The 20,206-nt window shown below is 72.5% G+C and carries 21 protein-coding genes; 3 read left to right on the forward strand and 18 right to left on the reverse strand.

Features of this window, described 5'->3' with window-relative positions; genetic code table 11:
- Positions 1-171: 171 nt before the first annotated feature.
- The 7 genes from AB5G72_RS14530 to AB5G72_RS14560 all read right to left on the reverse strand — a co-directional run bounded on the left by AB5G72_RS14530 (position 172) and on the right by AB5G72_RS14560 (position 6,813).
- Positions 172-414: a hypothetical protein gene (locus tag AB5G72_RS14530; RefSeq protein ID WP_440220218.1), complete on the reverse strand. Its 243-nt coding sequence runs from the start codon at positions 412-414 to the stop codon at positions 172-174.
- Complete coding sequence (locus AB5G72_RS14535; RefSeq protein ID WP_120286040.1) at positions 411-932, reverse strand: hypothetical protein; 522 nt, start codon at positions 930-932, stop codon at positions 411-413. Before AB5G72_RS14535 ends, AB5G72_RS14530 begins: the two co-directional genes overlap by 4 nt.
- Positions 919-1,575, reverse strand: coding sequence for a hypothetical protein (locus tag AB5G72_RS14540; protein WP_244294215.1), 657 nt, complete (start codon positions 1,573-1,575; stop codon positions 919-921). The genes AB5G72_RS14535 and AB5G72_RS14540 overlap by 14 nt, the downstream gene beginning before the upstream one ends.
- The gene (gene hemB, locus AB5G72_RS14545) at positions 1,572-2,612 is read right to left on the reverse strand and encodes a porphobilinogen synthase (RefSeq protein WP_206472722.1); all 1,041 of its coding nucleotides are present in this window, start codon (positions 2,610-2,612) and stop codon (positions 1,572-1,574) included. The genes AB5G72_RS14540 and hemB overlap by 4 nt, the downstream gene beginning before the upstream one ends.
- A gap of 159 nt (positions 2,613-2,771) precedes the next feature.
- Entirely contained in the window at positions 2,772-4,415 is a 1,644-nt protein-coding gene (locus AB5G72_RS14550; RefSeq protein ID WP_120286041.1) for a uroporphyrinogen-III synthase, read from the reverse strand.
- Positions 4,416-4,477: 62 nt separating this feature from the next.
- Positions 4,478-5,494 carry a hydroxymethylbilane synthase gene (gene hemC, locus AB5G72_RS14555; RefSeq protein WP_317469063.1) on the reverse strand — a complete coding sequence of 339 codons (1,017 nt, stop codon included), beginning with the start codon at positions 5,492-5,494 and terminating at the stop codon, positions 4,478-4,480.
- Positions 5,491-6,813, reverse strand: a complete 1,323-nt coding sequence (locus AB5G72_RS14560) for a glutamyl-tRNA reductase (protein ID WP_440220219.1) — start codon at positions 6,811-6,813, stop codon at positions 5,491-5,493. Before AB5G72_RS14560 ends, hemC begins: the two co-directional genes overlap by 4 nt.
- A gap of 382 nt (positions 6,814-7,195) precedes the next feature.
- Here AB5G72_RS14560 and AB5G72_RS14565 point away from each other — a divergent pair, with 382 nt between their 5' ends.
- Entirely contained in the window at positions 7,196-7,546 is a 351-nt protein-coding gene (locus AB5G72_RS14565; protein WP_440221509.1) for an HNH endonuclease, read from the forward strand.
- A gap of 63 nt (positions 7,547-7,609) precedes the next feature.
- Here AB5G72_RS14565 and AB5G72_RS14570 read toward each other — a convergent pair whose 3' ends face one another.
- On the reverse strand, positions 7,610-7,879 hold the full coding sequence (locus AB5G72_RS14570) for a glutaredoxin family protein (protein WP_082923762.1): 270 nt from the start codon (positions 7,877-7,879) through the stop codon (positions 7,610-7,612).
- A 73-nt stretch (positions 7,880-7,952) separates the two neighbouring features.
- On the opposite strand from AB5G72_RS14570, the gene AB5G72_RS14575 reads away from it, so the two are divergent.
- Positions 7,953-9,182, forward strand: a complete 1,230-nt coding sequence (locus tag AB5G72_RS14575) for an HAD family hydrolase (RefSeq protein WP_440220220.1) — start codon at positions 7,953-7,955, stop codon at positions 9,180-9,182.
- Between the two features lie 36 nt (positions 9,183-9,218).
- Here AB5G72_RS14575 and AB5G72_RS14580 read toward each other — a convergent pair whose 3' ends face one another.
- The 7 genes from AB5G72_RS14580 to AB5G72_RS14610 all read right to left on the reverse strand — a co-directional run bounded on the left by AB5G72_RS14580 (position 9,219) and on the right by AB5G72_RS14610 (position 16,441).
- Complete coding sequence (locus tag AB5G72_RS14580) at positions 9,219-10,352, reverse strand: lysophospholipid acyltransferase family protein (protein WP_120286045.1); 1,134 nt, start codon at positions 10,350-10,352, stop codon at positions 9,219-9,221.
- Complete coding sequence (locus tag AB5G72_RS14585; RefSeq protein ID WP_407334990.1) at positions 10,349-11,545, reverse strand: NAD-dependent epimerase/dehydratase family protein; 1,197 nt, start codon at positions 11,543-11,545, stop codon at positions 10,349-10,351. Before AB5G72_RS14585 ends, AB5G72_RS14580 begins: the two co-directional genes overlap by 4 nt.
- Before the next feature lie 222 nt (positions 11,546-11,767).
- Positions 11,768-11,869 carry a 30S ribosomal protein bS22 gene (locus AB5G72_RS14590; RefSeq protein ID WP_003855542.1) on the reverse strand — a complete coding sequence of 34 codons (102 nt, stop codon included), beginning with the start codon at positions 11,867-11,869 and terminating at the stop codon, positions 11,768-11,770.
- 182 nt (positions 11,870-12,051) lie between these two features.
- Positions 12,052-12,273, reverse strand: coding sequence for a helix-turn-helix domain-containing protein (locus AB5G72_RS14595; protein ID WP_067718677.1), 222 nt, complete (start codon positions 12,271-12,273; stop codon positions 12,052-12,054).
- A 283-nt stretch (positions 12,274-12,556) separates the two neighbouring features.
- A complete protein-coding gene (proC, locus tag AB5G72_RS14600) occupies positions 12,557-13,399 on the reverse strand; it encodes a pyrroline-5-carboxylate reductase (RefSeq protein WP_096906784.1) in 843 nt (280 codons plus the stop codon).
- Positions 13,400-13,673: 274 nt separating this feature from the next.
- Complete coding sequence (locus tag AB5G72_RS14605) at positions 13,674-15,491, reverse strand: hypothetical protein (protein WP_440220221.1); 1,818 nt, start codon at positions 15,489-15,491, stop codon at positions 13,674-13,676.
- A gap of 2 nt (positions 15,492-15,493) precedes the next feature.
- The gene (locus AB5G72_RS14610; protein WP_172812179.1) at positions 15,494-16,441 is read right to left on the reverse strand and encodes a Ppx/GppA phosphatase family protein; all 948 of its coding nucleotides are present in this window, start codon (positions 16,439-16,441) and stop codon (positions 15,494-15,496) included.
- 33 nt (positions 16,442-16,474) lie between these two features.
- On the opposite strand from AB5G72_RS14610, the gene AB5G72_RS14615 reads away from it, so the two are divergent.
- Positions 16,475-17,320: a hypothetical protein gene (locus AB5G72_RS14615; protein ID WP_440220222.1), complete on the forward strand. Its 846-nt coding sequence runs from the start codon at positions 16,475-16,477 to the stop codon at positions 17,318-17,320.
- A 109-nt stretch (positions 17,321-17,429) separates the two neighbouring features.
- Here AB5G72_RS14615 and AB5G72_RS14620 read toward each other — a convergent pair whose 3' ends face one another.
- The 3 genes from AB5G72_RS14620 to AB5G72_RS14630 form a co-directional block, all read right to left on the reverse strand.
- Positions 17,430-18,119, reverse strand: a complete 690-nt coding sequence (locus AB5G72_RS14620) for a response regulator (protein WP_440220224.1) — start codon at positions 18,117-18,119, stop codon at positions 17,430-17,432.
- Positions 18,116-19,312, reverse strand: coding sequence for a sensor histidine kinase (locus tag AB5G72_RS14625; protein ID WP_440220225.1), 1,197 nt, complete (start codon positions 19,310-19,312; stop codon positions 18,116-18,118). The genes AB5G72_RS14620 and AB5G72_RS14625 overlap by 4 nt, the downstream gene beginning before the upstream one ends.
- A 114-nt stretch (positions 19,313-19,426) precedes the next feature.
- Positions 19,427-20,173: a phosphoglyceromutase gene (locus tag AB5G72_RS14630; protein WP_440220226.1), complete on the reverse strand. Its 747-nt coding sequence runs from the start codon at positions 20,171-20,173 to the stop codon at positions 19,427-19,429.
- Positions 20,174-20,206: the final 33 nt, after the last annotated feature.

The following is a 20,206-nucleotide window of genomic DNA, read 5'->3' on the forward strand; positions in this document are numbered from 1 at the left end:
CGGACGCATCGACTACTCAATTTCACGAGCGTCACATGCGTCCGAACCGCCCCAAATGTAGCCTGTGGCCGACGCCACGACACACCGCCCCGGGCACACTCAGAAAACCGTCATCCGATCGTTACCGCGGCGTTCGCTGCGCCCGCAAAAGCCCTGGCAGAAGTAGATCTGTCAGGATTCGGCCCGGGGGGCGCGTCGGAGGACTGCGAGGGTGGTCAGGACCATCGTCAGCCCCGCCAGGACGGTCGCGGCCAGGAGCAGCCGGGGATCGGTGTGGATGCGTTCGATGCTGCCCTCGACGGGCGGGTCGATGACCGGCGGCGCGCCCGTCACGATGTCCCTGGCGAACCACCACAGCACCACGGCGAGTACAGCGCAGGCGACCGCGGCCACGCCGAAGCGACGCGAGTTCACTCGGGTCCCGGCTCGCGCGGGAGACCGTCGACAGCGCCGGCCAGGGCGGCGTGCAGGGCCGCGGGGTTGCGGGACCAGGCGCGGACCTCGCCCCCGGTGTCGAGTCGCAGACCCACAGCCGCCCGCCGGCGGGGCATCTCCCGCAGCTCGCCGAGGAGTCGGGCCGTCTCCCACGAAGCTTCGGAGTCGTCGGCGGCGGGGAGGGGCAGCACCTCCTCGATCCGGCGCAGTTCGAGCTCCTCGGTGCCCTGGAGGTACACGTCGGGGGTCAGGCGGACACGACCGTGGACGCGGGTGGCGGCGATCATCACGCCGTGGCAGAGGGCGGTCGCGATCGCGCAGACGGTGAGCATCAGCCAGTGCACCGGGGCGCCGGTGGCGAGCTCGAACCCTGCCGCGGCGGCGCAGAACGCGGGCGCCGCGAGGATCCAGGCCCAGCTCCAGCCGTCCTCGGCGTACAGGATCGGCCCCTCGGGTTCGATTCCCGGCCGGGCGGCGGTGGGTTCACTTGCCGGCACGCGCGCCGCCTCCCGGGGTCGTGTACTGGATGGCCTCGGCCTTGTGCTGGCGCCACACGGCGGCTGCGGCGCACAGTCCGGCGAGGATCTGGAGGGCGATGACGACGAAGCTGATGACGTCTCCCCGCTCCCCCGCAGTCGCGACTCCGCCGAACACACCGATCACCACGGACACGGCGTCGACGACGAGGAAGATGGCGACGATGTCGAGCATCGTGCGGGCCCACCCCTTGCCCGCTCGCAGCCGGAAGGCCAGCCACACGGTGACGGCGGCGACGATGAGCGCCAGCACCGCCCCGGCCGCGAGGGCGATGGAGAACATGCTCTCGACGGAGACGTCGGCGGACCCGGTGTTGGCGACCGCGTCGCGGAAGGCGTCCCGCGTGGCGGTGGGCAGGTCCCCGAAGCTGGCGGTCGCGGAGTTGATCAGCATGCCGAGCAGTCCGAACGCGGCGGCGGCCAGCCACAGCACCCACGCGGTGTGGATCTCCTCCGGCGGCGGACCGGCCGGCTCGGCGGGCGGGGCGATGCCGGGGTCGGTGGGCGGCTCGCCGGGCGCGGGGCTCCCCCCCGTGGCGCCTCCCGCATCGGGGCCCGGTCCGGTCCGGGCGGGCGGGCGCCACGGCCCGCTGCCGCGGGTCACCGGGACCCCCACCCGTCGGCGAGGAGACGCGCGGCGTGCAGGGCCCAGTAGGTCAGGACGATGTCCGCGCCCGCGCGGCGGATGGAGGTCAGCGATTCCATGACGGCCGGGTCGTGGTCGATCCAGCCTCGCTCGGCGGCGGCGGAGATCATCGCGTACTCGCCCGAGACCTGGTAGGCGGCCACCGGCACGTCAGAGATCTCGGCGGTCTGGCGCAGGACGTCGAGGTAGGACATGGCGGGCTTGACCATCACCATGTCGGCGCCCTCCTCGAGGTCGAGCTGCACCTCGCGCAGCGACTCGCGCAGGTTGGCCGGGTCCTGCTGGTAGGTGCGCCGGTCGCCGCGCAGGGACGAACCGACGGCCTCGCGGAACGGGCCGTAGAAGGCGCTGGCGTACTTGGCGCTGTAGGCCAACACCGCGACGTCCTGATAGCCCTCGCGGTCGAGGGCTTCGCGGATGGCGGCGATCTGGCCGTCCATCATCCCGCTGGGCCCCACGACGTGGGCTCCGGCGGCGGCCTGGGCGACGGCGAGGTCGTTGTAGGCGGCGAGCGTGGCGTCGTTGTCGACGATCTGCTCGCCGCGCGGGTCGGTGCCGAGCACACCGCAGTGGCCGTGGTCGGTGAACTCGTCGAGGCAGGTGTCGGCCATGATCACGAGGTCGTCGCCGACCTCGGCGCGGACGGCTGCCAGCGCGCGGTTGAGGATGCCGTCGGGGTCGGCGCCGCAGCTGCCGGTGGCGTCCTTGTCCGCGTCGAGGGGCACGCCGAACAGCATGATGCCGCCCAGGCCCGCCTCGGCGGCGGCGACGGCCTCGCGCCGCAGCGAATCGACGGTGTGCTGGACGACGCCGGGCAGCGACGAGATGTCGCGCGGTGTGTCGATCCCGTCGGCCACGAACGCCGGCAGCACCAGCTGTCGCGGGGCGAGCGTGGTCTCGGCGACGAGCCTGCGCATGGCCGGCGTCGAGCGGAGTCGACGCGGGCGCACCAGCGGCGCGGGAACGGACGTGGTCTCGTCAGGCGGTGTCGTCACGACCCCCACTGTACGAAAGTCGCCGGTGGTCGGGCGCGGCGCGCACCCGCGCTGCACCGGGACGCGGGCTCGTCGACCCCTGAACACGCGCCTGCCCCGCGCGGCTGGTCGGCCGGGCGGGGCAGGCGGTGCTGGCGGTGCGGGCGGCGGGGCTGCGGCTCAGCGGCGCCGGGCGCGGCGGCGCGGGGGCGGCAGTTCGCCGGCCGCGCGAAGGTGGTCGGCGTGCGCGGCGAGGGCGTCGACCAGGTCGAGGACGGACGCGTTCTCGGGCTGGACGTCCACGCGCAGGCCGAACTCGGCGGCGGTCTCCGCGGTGCGCGGCCCGATGCAGGCGATGAGCGTGCGCGCGTGCGGCTTACCGGCGATGCCGACCAGGTTGCGGACGGTCGAGGAGCTGGTGAAGCAGACCGCGTCGAACCCGCCGGTCTTGATCATCTCGCGGATCTCGGCGGCCGGCGGGGCGGCGCGGACGGTGCGGTACGCGGTGACGTCCTCGATCTCCCAGCCGCGGCCCGTGAGGCCCTCGGCGAGGGTCTCGGTGGCGATGTCGGCGCGCGGCAACAGGACCCGGTTGACGGGGTCGAGCACGTCGTCGTACGGCGGGAACACCTCGAGCAGGCCGAGGCTGGACTGCTCGCCGCTGGGCAGCAGCTCGGGCTGGATGCCCAGTTCGCGGACGCGGGCGGCGGTGCCCTCGCCGACGCAGGCGATCTTCACGCCGGAGAAGGCGCGGGCGTCGAGGCCGAACTCGACGAACTTCTCCCACACGGCGCGCACGGCGTTGGAGGAGGTGAACACGACCCACTGGTAGCGGCCGTCGACGAGGCCCTTGACGGCGCGCTCCATCTGGGCGGGGCTGCGGGGCGGCTCGACGGCGATGGTGGGCACCTCGACGGGCACGGCGCCGTGCTCGGCGATGCGGTCGCTCATCTCGGCGGACTGCGCCTTGGTGCGGGGCACGAGCACGTTCCAGCCGAACATGGCGCGCGATTCCCACCACTGGTGGCGGTGACGCTCACCGGCGGACTTGCCGATGGTGACCACCAGGTCCCCGTCCATGTCGCGACCGACCTCGGCCATGGTGGCCAGGGTACCGTCGGCGGACTTCTGGGCGCAGAGCGAACCGGAGCAGGTGACGGTCACCGGCGTGCCGGCGGCGAGTCCCTGCTCGGCGAGGCTGGAGGCGGCCTCGGCGAGGTGCCGGCCGGTGGTGCGCAGGACGATCGGGCCGGGCGAGCCGACGAGGGCGGCCCAGTCGACCTTGCCGCGGCCGTCGGCGAACACGTAGCCGGAACCGAGCGCGATGCCGGCGAAGGCGGGCACGGCGGTGGCCTCGGCGACGCCGGGGACGACCTCGAACGGCACGACGGTGCGGCCGACGGCGGCGATCTCGGTGACGGTGGCGTCGGTGGTCATGGGGTCGCCGGTGACGAGACGGACGACGTCGCGGCCCTTCTTGGCCTCGGCGACGAGCTGCTTGGCCACGGCGGCGGGCTCACCGAGCACGGGGCGGACGTCGGCGGCGGTGGGCGCGGGCAGGGCCTTGAGACGCTTGATCTCGGCCTTGTCCTCGGCGGCCACGGCGGCGTCCATCTCGGCGCGGCGCGCGTCGAGCAGTTCCTGCGGCACCGGGACCTCGGTGGCGACCAACGCCAGCACGTCGGCCGAGACGTCGGCGTCGGCGAACACCAGCGGGTTGCCGGTGAGGACCTCTTGGGCCCGGCAGGTGAGCATCCCCGCGTTGCCTGGACCGCCGCCGACGAAGCGGACGGTTCCGGGGCGGGTGGTGCGTGCTCGAGTCATTGTTCGTCTCTCCGTGGGGTGGGTGCCGCGCGCTGGCTGCGCGCGAGATGGGAGTTCGGGGATCAGGGATCGGTGACGGTCGGTGGCGCCGTCGTGGATTCCCTCGGTACGAGTGGGGCGCGTTGCTCGGGCGATTCCCCGGCCATGAGGTCACGGGCGCCGCGGTCGAGCAGTTCGGCCGCGAGTCGGCGGCCCAGCTCGTCGGCGGCGGCGATCGGTCCGTCCGGGTGGTCTGCGGTGGCGGTGGTGCCGTGGGTGCGCAGGACGGTGGAGCCGTCGTGGGCGGCCGCCACCGCGTGCAGCGTCAGTTCGCCACCGCTGTCGAGTCCGGCGCCGTCGAGTTCGGCGCGCGCGCCGACCGGGGCGGTGCAACCGGCCTCGAGGTCGCGCAGGAGCCTGCGCTCGGCGGTGATCCGGACCCGCGAGGGCAGGTGGTCGACGACGGTGAGGGCCTCGGCGGCCTCGGTGTCGTCGGCGCGACATTCGACGGCGAGGGCGCCCTGCGCGGGGGCGGGGAGCATCTCGTCGATGCCGAACCGGTGGGTGGCACGCTCTCCCACACCGGTGCGGTCGAGGCCGGCCGCCGCCAGGACGACCGCGTCGAGGTCGCCACTGGTGACGTATCCCATCCGCGTGTCGATGTTCCCGCGCAGGGGGTGCAGGTCGAGGTCGGGGCGCAGGGCCGCGAGCTGGGAGCGCCGGCGCGGGGCGGAGGTCCCGACCCGGGCGCCCTCGGGCAGCGTGGCCATGGTGAGCCCGTCGCGCGCGATGAGCACGTCGGACGGGTCGACGCGCGGCGGCACGGCGATGGGGGCGAACCGGTCGTCGGGCGCGGTCGGCAGGTCCTTGTACGAGTGGACGGCGATGTCGCAGTCCCCGCGCTCGAGGGCGGCGCGCAGTTCGAGGGTGAACACGCCCACGCCGATGCGCTCGACCGGGGCCATCACCACGTCGCCGCGGGTCCGCACGATCACCAGTTCGGCCGGGTACCCGGCGGCGATGAGGGCGTCGCGGACGTGCCCGGCCTGGGTGGTGGCCAGGGTGCTGCCCCGCGTGCCCACCTTCAGGGTCCTGCTCATGACGCCTCCTCGCTTCTACCGTCCACGGTGGTGTCCAGGTCGAACAGTGTGCGTACGACCGCCGCGTAGTTCTCGCCGTCCGGTTGGGCGGCGAGTTCCCGGAACCGCACCGTGGGCGGGTGCAGAAGCTTGTCGACGACCCGGCGGACGGTGTTGGCGACCTCGTCGCGGACCTTCTCGTCCATGTCGGGCAGTCGGGACTCGAGCCGGCGCATCTCGGCCGCGACGACCTGCCCGCCGCGCCCGCGCAGCTGCCCGATGAGCGGCCCGACGCCGGCCATGCGCTCGGCCTGCGTGTACGCGGTGAGCTCGGCGTCGACGATCGTGCGGGCGGCGTCGGCGTCCGCGGCGGCGGCGGAGGTGGCGGGGTCGGCCTTGAGCGCCTCGATTCCCAGGACGGTCACGCCGGGCAGGCCGGCGACGGCGGGGTCGACGTCGCGCGGCATGCCGAGGTCGCAGATGACGAGCGGGCCGCGGTCGACGCGGCGGGCCAGCGCGGTGTGCACGTCGCCCAGGGTGACGACGGTGCCGACGGCCCCGGTGCAGGTGAAGAGGATGTCGGCGCGGGCGACGGCCTCGGCGAGCCCCGCGAGGGGGAACGCCGTGGCCGGGGTGCCGGAGTCGCCGGCGATCTCGGCCAACCGGTCGGCGCGCTCCGGGGTGCGGTTGGTGATCTCGATGTGGGAGATCCCGCCGCGGCCGAGGTGGGCGACGGCCAGGCCGCCCATCGCGCCGGCCCCGAGCACGACCGCCCGGCGTCCGTCGAGACTGCGGCTGGCGCCGTCCGAGAGGATCTCGGCCGCGCGGTCCAGCGCGACGGACACGACCGACGCGCCGGCCGAGTCGATGCCGGTCTCGGTGTGCACGCGCTTGCCCACGTGCAGCGCCTGCTGGGCGAGCCGGTGCAGGGTGGTGCCGGCCGCGCCGATCTCGGACGCCGACTGGTAGGCGGTGCGGATCTGGCCGATGATCTGCTGCTCGCCCACGACCATCGAGTCCAGTCCCGAGGCCACGGAGAACAGGTGCTCGGCGGCGGACTCCGAGTAGCGCACGTACAGGTGGCGGCTCAGTTCGTCGGCGCCCAGGCCGGAGTGGCGCGAGAGCAGGGTCACGACGTCGTCGAGCGCCGGGTGGAACGCGTCCACGGCGGAGTAGACCTCGACGCGGTTGCAGGTGGTGACGATCATCGCCTCGTCGACGTTCTCGCCGGCGATGAGTTCCTCGGTGAGCCCGTCGCGCTCGGACTCGGAGACGGCGACCGCCTCGAGCAGTGACACCGGCGCACTGTGATGGGACAGCCCCACCAGGAGAATGCTCACAACCGACCCCCGGACGCCAGGGCCTCGGGGGCCCATGCCAGAATGGATGCCAACTCGTCAACTCGGCGAGGAGACGGCCGGAGAACAGACGGGGCCCCGCAGGACGAACTCGCGGAACGCTGGTCCACAGTCGGTCGTCTCCCGTCGGTGTGCACGGCTGCGTACAAGGCCCTCCCATGGCGGAAACACCCTGCCGGGACGGCCGTGGCCTCAAGCCTGCGTACGACCCGTAACGGGCTCCACCGTAACCCGCCTGACACCCCGGGACAAAACCGTGACAGGGGCGGATGCTATATCCGGCCGCCCTCCCGCGGGCACCGTGAACAGCACGGACCGCAGTACGGTGGCATCCGTGCCCCCTCGCCGCAGGTCCTCGTCGACCATGTCCGCCGCGACCCGCGCCCGATACGCGAAGCGTCGTCAGCGGCGTCTGTCCCGCGTCGACAACAACCTCACCGACCCGCAGTGGGCCCGGATCCTCGACGCGTGGAAAGCCTGCGCCTACTGCTCCGCGACCGGACCCGCGCTGCAGAAGGACTGCGTCCAGCCCATCTCACGCGGCGGGCGCTACACCCTGGAGAACGTGGTCCCGGCCTGCGCGTCGTGCAACGCGAGCAAGCACAACAGCGAGGTCACCAGGTGGCTGCGGCGCAAGAAGCTCGACGAGGGCGCGTTCCTGCTCAGGCACGCGACCATCCTGCGGGACCTGCGCGACGCGCCGCGGGAGGAGTGACCGCCCACCGTCGCGGCCACCGCCGCGCGCACCCCCCGGCACCGCCCGCGCCCGTCGGCCGGTTCAGTCCCATCCCGGGAACGGGCCGGCCCCGGCGAGGGTGGCCAGCAGCTCGTCGTCGTCGACCTCCCAACACGAGTGCTCCGCGCCGTCGACCAACACCACCGGCAGGCGGTCGCCGTATTCGGCGGCGAGTTCGCGGTCCGCGGCGTGGTCGACGTCGGTCACCTCGAGCCGGGCGCCCGCACCCTCGCACAGTGGGATCAACTGGCCGTGGACGCGGACGCAGCTGCCGCAGCCCTCGCGGGTCAACAGGGTCACCGTGTGCACCATGGCTCGATAGTGCACCACACCCTCGGGGCTGCCCTAGGATGGGGTCCCCGCGCCCTTCAGGAGGTCCCGCCCGGTGAACGACTCCCGCCCGGTGAACGACGACGCCGACGACAACGACGACGACAACGCGCCCACCCCCGGCGGCGAGGCCTCCGAGGACGCCGCCGAACCGGTGGAGTCCCACCGCTCCCGGTCCGGCCCGCGGCTTCCCGGTCGTGCCGATCTCGGCTCGGCTCTGGGTCGGCTGCTGTGGCGGCGCCGCGACGCGCGGATCCAGCGGCGCGCCGGTGAGGCCTCTGCCCAGCACGCCGTCAAACTCGAGCCCGGTGCCGAGCCCGGCCCGCCGCTGGCCGACTACGACCCCGCCGAGGGCGAGGGCGAGGGGCCCGGCGCGGGCGCGGGTGCCGGGACCGCCGTCGCCGACCGCCCCGCGGACGCCGTCGCAGAGCGTGCGGCAACCGACCGTGCCGCCGCCGAGACCGACGAGTCGCTCGAGCCGTTTGTGCCGGACCCGCGGGTCGCGGCGTTCTTCGACGTGGACAACACCCTCATCCAGGGCGCGTCGATCATCCTGCTGGCCCGCGGGCTGGCCAAGCATCGCTTCTTCACCGCGCGCGACGTCGCCGGGTTGGCGTGGTCGCAGGCCAAGTTCCGGATCTCCGGGGAGGAGAACGCCGAGGACGTCGCCGCCGGCCGCGACAAGGCCCTGAGCTTCGTCAAAGGCCGCACCGTCGCCGAGCTGACCGAACTGAGCGAGGAGGTCGTGGACACCTCCATGCTCGACCGCGTCTGGCCGGGCACGCGCTCGCTGGTGCAGATGCACCTGGACGCCGGGCAGCAGGTCTGGCTGGTCACAGCGACGCCGGTGATGCTGGCGCGCGTCATCGCCACCCGGCTGGGATTGTCGGGGGCGCTGGGCACGGTCGCGGAGGAGGAGTACGGCGTCTACACCGGCCGGCTCGTGGGCGACATCCTGCACGGGCCCGGCAAGGCGCACGCGATCGCCAAGCTCGCCGAGGCCGAGGGCTTCGACCTGGCCAAGTGCTACGCGTACTCGGACAGTTTCAACGACATGCCGATGCTCACGATGGTGGGCAACCCGGTCGCCATCAACCCGGATTCGAAGCTGCGCAAGTACGCCTCGGAGAACGGCTGGAACATCAAGGACTTCCGCACCGTCCGCAAGGCCGCGAAGAAGGCGATGCCGGGTGTTCTCGCCGTCGGCGGGCTCGCGGGCGCCCGGGCGGCCGCGCGCTCTTACTACGGCAGCCGCGCGATGGACCGGGCGCGCCGCATCTTCTGACGCGGGTCCGCGCCGGGGCGCTCCCCCGCCGCCGGCTCAGCCGAAGAAGACGCTGCCGCGGCGGGCGAGGTTGCGGAACAGCGTGTTCTGGATGGTCTCCCGGACCTGGTCGGTGATCTCGAAGACCACCATCGGGTCCTCTGCGGCGTCGGGCCCCAGGTGCGAGGTCTCGATCGGCTCGCCGAACTCCATCGTCCACTTGGTGGGCAGCGGGATGCCGCCGAGCGCGCCGAGGAGCGGGAACGCGGGCGTGACGGGCATGTACGGCAGGCCGAGCAGCCGCGCGAGCGCCGGGACCTCACCGATCTTGGGGTAGATCTCCTCGGAGCCGACCACCGAGCACGGGATGATCGGCGCGCCAGCGGCCAGGGCGGTGGCCACGAACCCGCCGCGGCCGAAACGCTGCAGGCGGTAGCGGTCGGCGAACGGCTTGCCGAGCCCCTTGAAGCCCTCCGGCCACACGGCCACCACGTGACCGCTCTCCAGCAGGCGCTCGGCGTCGGCGGCACAGGCCAGGGTCGCCCCCGCCCGGCGGGCCAGCGGCGCGGACACCGGCAGCGACATGGCCAGGTCGGCGGCGAGCAGACGCAGGGCGCGTCCGGCGTGGTCGTGGACGGCGACGGTGGTCATCATCCCGTCGAGCGGCAGGACGCCCGCGTGGTTGGAGACGATCAGGCCGGCGCCGTCGGCGGGGATGTTCTCGGCACCGATCACCTCGACCCGGAACCAGTGCTCGAACAGCGGCCGCCACAGGGGCAACCACACGTTGGTGTGGAAGTGCTCGTCGAACCCGAACTCGTCGACCTCGTACCCGCCGGTGACACGGGAGGCCAGGAGCTCGCCGGCGGCGTTGACGGCGTCCGCCAGGGTGGACAGGGCGCTGATGTCGCCGGTCGCGAGCATCGTGTCGACACCGCGGGTCAGTTCGCGGACGGGCGCCAGCACCTCGGCATCGAGGGGCAGTGCGTCGACCACCTGACCGATCGAGCTGCGCAGGGAGGTGAGGAACCTGTCGACGATCCTGCCGAGCTCGGTGGCCGCGGCATCGCTGTTGGTGGTCTCCCCTACGAAGCCCTCGCCGACGGTTCGGTAACCGGGGGCGTCGCGTCGGCCCTCTCCCCAGCGGGGGCCGCCGAGTGGTTGGGACAGGTCGAATTCCGGGCCCTTCACGGCGCCCCCTCCTCGATCGGGTCGGGCTCGTTCGTCTCCGGCCGGTTCGGGTCGGGCTCGATCGGCTCCGGCAGGGCCCCTATCGACTCGAGCTCGCCGATGGTCGAGTTCACGCCCGCGCGCAGTCGGCTGGCCACCGGGCCGGGCAGTCTGCTGGCGATCTTGGCGGTCTTGCGCTCGAGTGCGGCGCGCGTGACGAGGGGCTCGGCCCCCGAGTCGACGAGGTAGGCGTGCAGCGCCTCCTCGGTGGTGTACCGGGGCGTGAACCCGAACCTGGTGCGCATCCGGGTGGTGTCCATGGTGCGGCCGTACCGCAGGTAGCGCAGCTGCGAGGGCCCGATGTCGCGCAGTCCCTGGCTGGAGAGCAACCGCGCCGCGAGTTTGAACGTCTGCGGCATCACCGGCAGCGGGATGTGGCCGGCGCGGCGGATGGCCTGCGTCAGGGTGAGGATGCCGTCGGCCGCGATGTTGTACGTCCCGGGGGGCGCCCCCGTCGCGGCGTGCAGCAGCGCATCGAGTGCGTCCTGCGGGTGCAGCAGCTGGATGCGCGGGTCGTATCCGGCCAGGACCGGTGCGACGGACGGCAGCAGCAGCTCGCCGACCACCGTGGGCTCGGGCAGCCCGAGGATGGCCGGGATGCGCAGGATCGTCACGTCGATGTCCGGACGCTTGCGGGACATCCCACGCACGTACCCCTCAACCGACAGGTGGTCGAGCGGGATGCCGCCACCGGGCTGACGCCGGGCGGCCATGTCCTCGGTGAACATCGCCGGGTCGACCCCCGAGGAGCCGTACACCGAGGTCGACGAGATGAGCACGAACCGCTTGACCGTCGCGGCCCGTCCGCACGCGGCGATCACGTGCATGGAGCCCATGATGTTGGCCTCCTTGACGGCCGCGCGGCCGCCGGGGGCGAAATCGGTGTGGTGCAGCCCGGCGTGCACGACCGTGTCGATGCCCGCCTCACGCAGAATCCCCTGCAGGCGCGGGGACTGCGGGTCGAGGCGCACGAACTCGGCATCGCGCATCCGTCGGCGGTGCTGCGGCGACGGCTTGACCGAGTCGATGGCCAGGACGCGCTCGACGGAGTCGTTGCGCAGCAGCATGCCGACCAGGTGGGTGCCGAGATACCGGCTGCCGCCCACGACCGCGACGGCACGAGCCGGGCTACGGTCGGGCAGTTCGGTGTCCACCCGCCCGAGTCTAACTGCGGACCCCCCTGCCCATGTGCGCGGACCTCACAGCCCGCGCGATCCGGACAACGCCCTGACCCGCCCTGACCCGCCCCGCCCCGGGGTCGACGCCCCACCCCGAGTCGACACCCCGCCCCGAAATACACCGATGCCCGCCACCACTGTCGGTGACGGGCATCCGCTACAGGCGTGAGTCCGGGCGCTACCGAGGCGCCGCCGGACTCACTTACCGAGTTTGCGACGCTGCACGCGGGTCCGGCGGAGCATCTTGCGGTGCTTCTTCTTGGACATACGCTTGCGGCGCTTCTTGATCACAGAACCCATATCGGGGTCACCTACCTGTCGACTACTGGTCTGGGGCCTTACAGCCCGCGAAGGGCCTTGACTTGCGCTCCGGCGCCTGAGAGCGAGCTCGAAAGCCGGGACGGAACCCGTCCAGACTACCTCTCGCTCCCCGCTGCCACGAAAACGGGCCGAACACCGCCCCGCCGGGGCGGTTCAGTGCGTCAGCCCGCGGAGAAGTACGACGTGTCGAGGTACTCGTGCACGGCCTTGGAGTGGACCCGGAACGACCGCCCCACCCGCACGGCGGGCAGTTCGCCCGAGTGGACGAGCCTGTAGACCGTCATCTTGGACACGCGCATCAGCGCGGCGACCTCGGCCACGGTGAGGAACTGCGAGCCCCCCGCCGCCTGTGCGCCGCTATCGGTCTTGTCGGTAGTCGCCATCGTCACAACCCTTCGTGGCACGCGTCGTGCCGCAGGCTTCCCCTCCTGCGGTACGGACACGCACGTGCTGGGTATGAGCCTAGCGTGAATGGTGTGATCAATGCGACGGGAGTGGGCGAATTACATCGACGACACGCCGCCCGATCCGCGCCTCACCCGCCCTGAACTGGGCTTGTGCTAAACGAGCGACCCGCCGGGTGGGTCACATCTCACCCGGCGGGTCGGTTCGGTACGCGCACACCCGGCCCGTTCGGTCGCCTCCGCGACGGGCCCGGGTGGCGGGTCAGTCGATCTCGTCGTCGTCGTCGCCATCGGTGGAGGCCAGTGCCAACGCCCGCGACCGCGACGCCGCCGCCTCGACCGCGTCCGCCACCGCCGAGCGCAGTCCCCCGGCCTCGAGCCTGCGGATCGCCGCGGCGGTGGTGCCGCCCGGGGAGCTGACGTTGTAGCGCAGTTCGGCGGGTCCCTCGCCGCCGCCGGTGAGCATCGCGCCCGCGCCGAGCGCCGTGCCGGCCGCCAGCTTCAGCGCCACGTCGCGCGGCAGCCCGCGCTCCACGCCGGCGTCGACCATCGCCTCCGCCATGAGGAAGAAGTAGGCGGGGCCGGACCCGGACACCGCGGTCACCGCGTCCATCTGGGCCTCGGTGACGACGACGACGAGGCCCACGCTCTCCATGATCGTGGACACCTGCTCGAGATGCTCATCGCGCGCATAGCGGCCCTTGCAGAGCGCGGAGACGCCGTGCCCGACGAGCATCGCCGTGTTGGGCATGACCCGCACGACCGGCGAGCCGGCGCTGAGCTTGTTCTCCAGCACGGTCGTCGGCACGCCGGCCGCGAGCGAGACCACGATCGACTCGTGGACGCTGTCGGAGATGGCGTCGCCGATGCGGCCGACCACCGCCGGCACGTCCTGGGGCTTGACGGCCACCACGATCACGTCGGCGCCCTCGCAGCCGATGTCGAGGCTGGTGGACAGGATGTTGTACTTCTTGGCCAACTGCTCGGCGCGGGCCTCCACGGCCTCGATCACCACGATGTCCGACGGCTCGGTCCCGGCCTCACGGAGTCCCGCGATGAGGGCCTCGCCGATGCGTCCGCCACCGACCACTGCGATTCTCGTCATGCCCTTTACAGTGCCACACGCGTGCGCGGCCGCCCGCCGGCCGCGGTCGAACGGGGCCGCCCGCTCGCGCCACCCATCGAATCGCGCCCGCCGCCACCGCCGCCTATTCGATGTCGCTCCACCTATCGCATCCGGTGGGTGGAGCGACATCGGATGGGCGGCGGGAAGGATTCGGTTGCCCGGCGCCGGTTCCCGCTCGCGCACCGCGGCTGAAACGGCCCCGCCCGCACCTGGAGCAGGCGCGGGCGGGGTGCGGGTCGTGGCCGGGATGCGGCTAGGAGATGAGCCTGAGCAGGAGTGGCCCGCACGTCACGCCCAGGCCGACGATCACGGCGAGGGCGATACTGACGGAGTCGTTGCTCCTGCGCAGGACGCGGACCATGGCCACCAGTCCGACGATCACGACGATCGCCAGCGCAAAGGCCACCCACGGCAGGTCGCGCCAGAGCAATTGGAAGCCGATGAACAGTGCCGCGCCCGCGACCGCGGAGGCGAGCACCTGCGCGACGAGGATCAGCCACTGCGACGCCGGCGACCGCTCGGGCTCGGCTCCGCCGGGGGCGTCGTCGACGTCGCGGTACTGCGAGCTGTCCGGCTCCGCCGGGGTCTGCTGCGACGCGTGTGCGGGGGTCGGAGCGTCGGCCCGGTCGGCGCCGGGCTGGCCTGTGCTCGTCCGGTCGGCGACGGGGGCGTCGGCCCCGGGCCGGGCGACCGGCTGCTGGTCCGCCGTCGTTGCGCCGGCCTTCGTCGCCTCGGTCTGCGCCGCGTCGGACTTCGCCGCGCCGGACTTCGTCTCGTCGAGCTTCGGCCGCTCGGTGCCGGTGCCCGCGCCGGCCACTGCCGCGGCCATTCCCGCGACTCCCGCACCTCCGGCGGCGGCAGCGGTCGCCGCACCCAGGGCACCCCCGCGCGTGGCGGAGTCGGAATCGTCGGGCTGCCCGGCTGGCGCCTCGGGGGCGCGGTGGGCGGTCGAGCCACTGCCCGACGGCACACCCCATGCGGAGGCGTCGGCCCCTGCCGCGGGCTTGCCTGCGGCAGGGGATTTGCCGACCGCCGGAGCGGCGGGGGTCCCGGCGGGCTTGTCGGCCGCCGGAGCGGCGGGGGTCCCGGCGGGCTTGTCGGCCGCCGGAGCGGCGGGGGTCCCGGCGGGCTTGTCGGTGGTGCGCTCGTCTGCTGTGACGGCCGTGTCGGTGGCCCCGGAGGCCTTGCCGGCCTCGGCAGAACCGGAGGTCGCGGCGGACGTGCCGGTGCCGGGTTTGCCGGTGGCGGGCTTGGCGGTGGCGGGCTTGACCGCCGGGGCGGTCGACGAGGCCGGCGCGGCCTTGTCTGCGGTTCCGGCCGCTGCGGACGGAGCTGTCTTGTCGACCGAGCCCGGGGCTGCGGTGCCGGCGACACCCGCAGCGGCAGCGCCCGCGACACCTGCGGCCGCCGCGCCGGCGGGCCCCACGCCCCCACGATCTGCGGGCGTCGGGCGGGTGGCGGGAGCGTCGGACCCCGACTGCTCCGCATCCTTGCGCTTGCGGCCGAACAGCCCGCGCAGGCCGCCCTTCTTCCCCTGCTGGGCCGCGTCATCGGAGGCGGAGCGCGACGGGGTCGGCGCAGACGGGGTCCGCGTGGACGGGGTCGACGACGGCGGAGCCTGCTGCGGGGCCGGCGAGGTGGTGGGCGTCGGTGCGACGGACGACTTCTCGGCCGACCCGGCCGGCGTGGACGCGGGCGCCCCTGCCTCCGGGGCCCGCCGCCGTCCCGAGGGCCGCGGGGTCTGCGGGGCCTCAGAGGTGGACGACCTCGTCGTCGTCCCCGGGGTCTCCCCGGCGCCCGTCGGGGCACCACCGTCGGCACCCGGCTGCGCACCCTGGTCGGCGGCTGCTGCTTCCTCGGCCTCCCGCGCCCGACGCCGCGCCGCGCGACCACTGAGCACGGTGTCGTCGGTGATCTTGGGGATCTCACCGGTGAGCTCGGAAACGCTGAGTCCGCCGCCCTCATCGGCCCGGCGACGCCGACGCCCGGCCGGGGCGTCCTGCTGCTCCGCGCCCATGCGCTTGAGCAGCTCCGCCACGGTGATCTGCTGACCGTCTGAATCCTCGGCCATCGTCAGCTCCCCTTCCCGTCGCCGCCCACGTCCCGGTCGAGACGCTGCAGGATGAGCCCCTCTCGCAGAGCCCACGGACAGATTTTCACACTTTCCAGACCCAACGCACGCATGGACGCCTCCGCCACCAGCGCTCCCGCCACCACCTGATGCGAGCGGTCGGAGCTGATGCCCTCCAACTCTGCCCTGTCGGCGGCCGTCATGCGGGAGATAAACGCGATCACCTGCCGCAGACCGGCGGCTGTGAGCACCCGGTCCACCCGCGGGCCCTCCGACGACGGCGCCGCACCCGTGAGCCGGGCCAACATACGGAACGTCTTGGAGGTGGCGCACGCGAGGTCGGGCTCACCGGCCGCCCGGAGTTCCCGGGCGGGCCCGTCGAGCTCGGCGTCGATGTAGTCACGCAGCTGGTTGATGCGCTTGCGCTCCGGCGGGTCGGTCTTGAACCAGTCGTGGGTGAGCCGGCCGGCGCCCAGCTGCAGACTGAACGCCTGCTCGGGCAGCTCGTCCTCCCCGTGGGTCATCTCCAACGACCCACCACCGATGTCGAGGTTGATGATCCGCCCCGCGCTCCAGCCGTACCACCGACGCGCGGCGAGGAACGTCATGCGCGCTTCGTCCTCACCGGAGAGCACCCGCAGCTCGATGCCGGTCTCCTTCTCCACCTTGGCCAACACGTCGTCCGAGTTGGCCGCGTCGCGCACGGCGGAGGTGGCCAACGCCATGACCTCGCGGCACTTGGTGGCTTCGGCCAGCTCGGCGGCCTCGTTGACCGCGTCGATGAGCCGGGCGATGCCGGTCTTGGAGATGTTGTTGTCGTCGTCCAGGTACTCGATCAGGCGTAGCCGGGTCTTGGAATCGTTCATGGGCGTGGGATGACCACCCCGGTGGGCATCGACCACCACGAAGTGGACCGTGTTACTTCCCACGTCCAGGACACCTAATCTCACACGACCACCCTAAACGGTCTACGGTCGCAGGTTGTGACCGCCACCGAACGCCCCCCGACCCCGGGCGCCCCTCAGCCCGAGGTCCCCCTCGACTTCCCGCGGGAGTGGTACACGTTCCCCGACCCCGCGAATGACGAACATCTGATCTCCGCCGACATGACCTGGCTGCTCTCGTCGTGGACGTGCGTCTTCGGCACGCCGGCCTGCCACGGCATCGAACGCGACCAGCCCGACTCCGGTTGCTGCACGCACGGCGCCTTCCTCTCCGACGACTCCGACCGGCAGCGGCTCGAGGCCAACGTCGCCCTGCTGCGTCCGGAGGAATGGCAGCACCGCGAGGCCGCCCACGCCGCTGCGGCGGCGGAGGGGGCCGCGCAGGAGGCGTGGCTGGAGGAAGACGAACTGACCGGCGACGACGGCGAGATGGAGCCCGCTCTCAGGACGCGCCGCCTGGGCGGGAGGTGCGTATTCTTCAACGACGTCGGATGGCCGACCGGGTCGGGCTGCGCCCTGCACCACTTGGCCGGGCGGACGGGGCGGACCCTGCCCGAGTCCAAGCCGGACGTCTGTTGGCAGCTGCCGATCCACGTGACCCGCGAATGGGAGACCCGTCCCGACGAGGTGGAGATCCTCCACACCCGCGTCGGCGAGTACGACCGCCGCGGCTGGGGCCCGGGCGGGCTGGACCTCGACTGGTACTGCACAGGCTCGCCCGAGGCTCACGTCGGCGTCGACCCCGTCTACATCTCCCTGCACGACGAACTCGTCGAGCTCCTGGGCGCGCAGTGCTACGAGGTGCTCGCCGCGGCGTGCCGGCGTCGGCGGCAGCTCGGGATCGTGGCCGTGCACCCGGCGACCGAGCGGGCCGGCGGCTCCTGAGCGGGTCCCGAGCGGGGCGCTCCAGAATCCGCTACTCCGGCTCCGGATCCGCTACCCGTGGAGGGGTAGCGAATCCGGACGGAGGGTAGCGAATCTCCAGCGGGGGCGGTCAGCCCTCGAACTTGTAGCCCAGCCCGCGGACGGTCACCAGGTGCACCGGCTTGCCGGGATTAGACTCGATCTTCGAGCGCAGACGCTTGACGTGGACGTCGAGGGTCTTGGTGTCGCCGACGTAGTCCGACCCCCACACCCGGTCGATGAGCTGTCCGCGCGTGAGGACCCGGCCCGAGTTGCGCAGCAGGTACTCCAGCAGGTCGAACTCCTTGAGCGGCAACGTGACGGCCGTGCCGCGGACCAGCACCGTGTGCCGCTCGATGTCCATCCGCACCGGCCCCGACTCCAGGACGCCGATGTCGCTGACCGGCTCCGCCTCGGCCTCGGCGCCGCGGCGCAGCACCGCCCGGATGCGGGCGATGAGTTCGCGGGCCGAGTACGGCTTGGTCACGTAGTCGTCGGCGCCCAGCTCCAGGCCGACGACCTTGTCGATCTCACTGTCGCGGGCGGTCACCATGATCACCGGGACGGTCGACGTCGTCCGCAGTCGCTTGCACACATCGGTGCCGGACATCCCGGGGAGCATGAGGTCCAGCAGCACGATGTCCGCGCCCTCGGACTCGAAGTTCTCCAGCGCGGTCGGGCCGTCCCCCGCGACGGTGACCTCGAAGCCTTCCTTGCGGAGCAGGAACGCCAGCGGATCCGCCAGCGAGTCCTCGTCCTCCACGATCAGCACCCTGGTCACGGCACCTGGTCCTCTCCTTGGTCGGCGTGCTCGGCGCCGGGGGTCCCCCCGGCGCCACCCGGCTCCACATGAGCCGGAAGTTCGAGTGTGAAGGTCGACCCCGTACCGGGGCGGCTCCACAGGCTGACGGCGCCGTTGTGGTTCTGGGCGACGTGCTTGACGATCGCCAGACCCAGCCCGGTCCCGCCGGTGGCGCGGGAACGGGCCTTGTCGACGCGGAAGAACCGCTCGAAGACGCGGGCCTGGTGCTCCGGGGCGATGCCGATCCCGCGGTCGGTGACCCGCAGCGTCACGGTGTCCCCGGTCGCGGACCGGGTGATCGACACCGGGGTGTGGTCGGGCGAGTAGTTGATGGCGTTCGAGATGAGGTTGGCCACCGCCGTGACCAAGAGGGTCCAGTCCCCCTTGACCTCCAGCCCGGACGGCGCATCGGTGATGAGCTCGATCCCGGCCGCCTCCGCCGCCGACGCGGACCGGCGCAGGGCCTCGGCCACCACGTCGTCCACGTCCACCGGCTCCGGGTCGCGGATCCGTTCGGCGCCCTGCAGTCGGGAGAGCTCGATGAGCTCGGAGACCATCTTGCCGAGCCGCTGGGCCTCGCTCACCACGCGTCCGCCGAAGTACTCGACCGAGTCCGGGTCGTCCTTGGACTCCAGCAGCGCCTCGGCGAGCACCGCCATCGCCCCGACCGGGGTCTTGAGCTCGTGCGAGACGTTGGCGACGAAGTCGCGGCGGGCCGCCTCCATACGACGGTGCTCGGAGTCGTCGTCGGCGAAGACCACGACGAACTGCTCGCCGTTGCCCTCGAGGATCTCCCCGCGCCCGCTCACCGACGGGATGCGGCGGCGGCCGGGGGCCATCTTGGCGGGCAGGTCGAACCGGGTGGGGTGGCCGTCCGTGAACGTCGACAGGGCCGCGCGCCAGGCCGGTTCCACCAGCAAGCGGTCGTCGACGATCCCCAACTCCGCCGCACGACGGTTGTAGAGGACCACGTCCTGGTGGCGATCCACGACCGCCAGTGCGTACGGCGCCTGGTGGTAGACGCCCCGCAGGACGTCCAGCCGGCTGGGTCCGGTCTGCTCCGCGCGCCGACGCTCACCGCGTCGGTTGAGCAGTGGGACGACGAAGCCGCCCACGAGGAAGCCGATGATCCCGGCGACGATCGCGAGGAAGATCCCCAGACTGACCTGCACGACCCCGATCCTACGGTGTGGAGTTTCGACGCCCGAATCGCCAAACCCCCGGCCACCTGCGCGAAGTTCGCAGGCTGCCGGGGGTTCGCGACCCGTTCACCGGGCCTTCATCTACTACTTGCCGCCCTGGTTGGCCACGGCGGCAGCACCCGCGGCGGCGGCCTCCGGATCGAGGTAGGTACCACCCGGGTTGGCGACCAGGCCGGTCTCGTCGAAGTGGTAGACCAGCGGGATCCCGGTGGGGATGTTGAGGCCCGCGATGTCGGAATCGGAGATGCCGTCGAGGTGCTTGACCAGGGCGCGCAGCGAGTTGCCGTGCGCGGCCACCATCACGGTCTTGCCCTCCGCGAGCTTGGGGGCGATCTCGGCGGCGTAGTACGGGATGAACCGGTCCACGACGTCCTTGAGGCACTCGGTCAACGGCACCTCCGGCAGGTCCGCGTAGCGCACGTCGGAGGTCTGCGAGTACTCGCCCGCCGGGTCGATCGGCGGCGGCGGGGTGTCGTAGCTGCGGCGCCACAACATGAACTGCTCGTCGCCGAACTGGTCCTTGATCTCCGCCTTGTTCAGGCCCTGGAGCTTGCCGTAGTGACGCTCGTTGAGCTTCCAGTGCCGGATCACCGGGACCCAGTGGCGGTCACAGGCGTCCAGCGCGATGTTCGCGGTGGTGATCGCGCGACGCAGCAGCGAGGTGTACAGGATGTCCGGCAGGATCCCCGCCTCGGCGAGGAGCTTTCCGCCGCGGACCGCCTCCTCCCGCCCGAGATCGGTGAGGTCGACGTCGACCCAGCCCGTGAACTGGTTGGATGCGTTCCACGTGGACTGCCCGTGACGCAGGAGGACGAGAGTTCCGTAAGCCATACGGCCATTATGACCCGCGTGCGGAGGACTACG

This window comes from Dietzia sp. MNB45, assembly GCF_051994785.1.
In the GTDB taxonomy this organism is placed as follows: Bacteria; Actinomycetota; Actinomycetes; order Mycobacteriales; family Mycobacteriaceae; genus Dietzia; species Dietzia kunjamensis.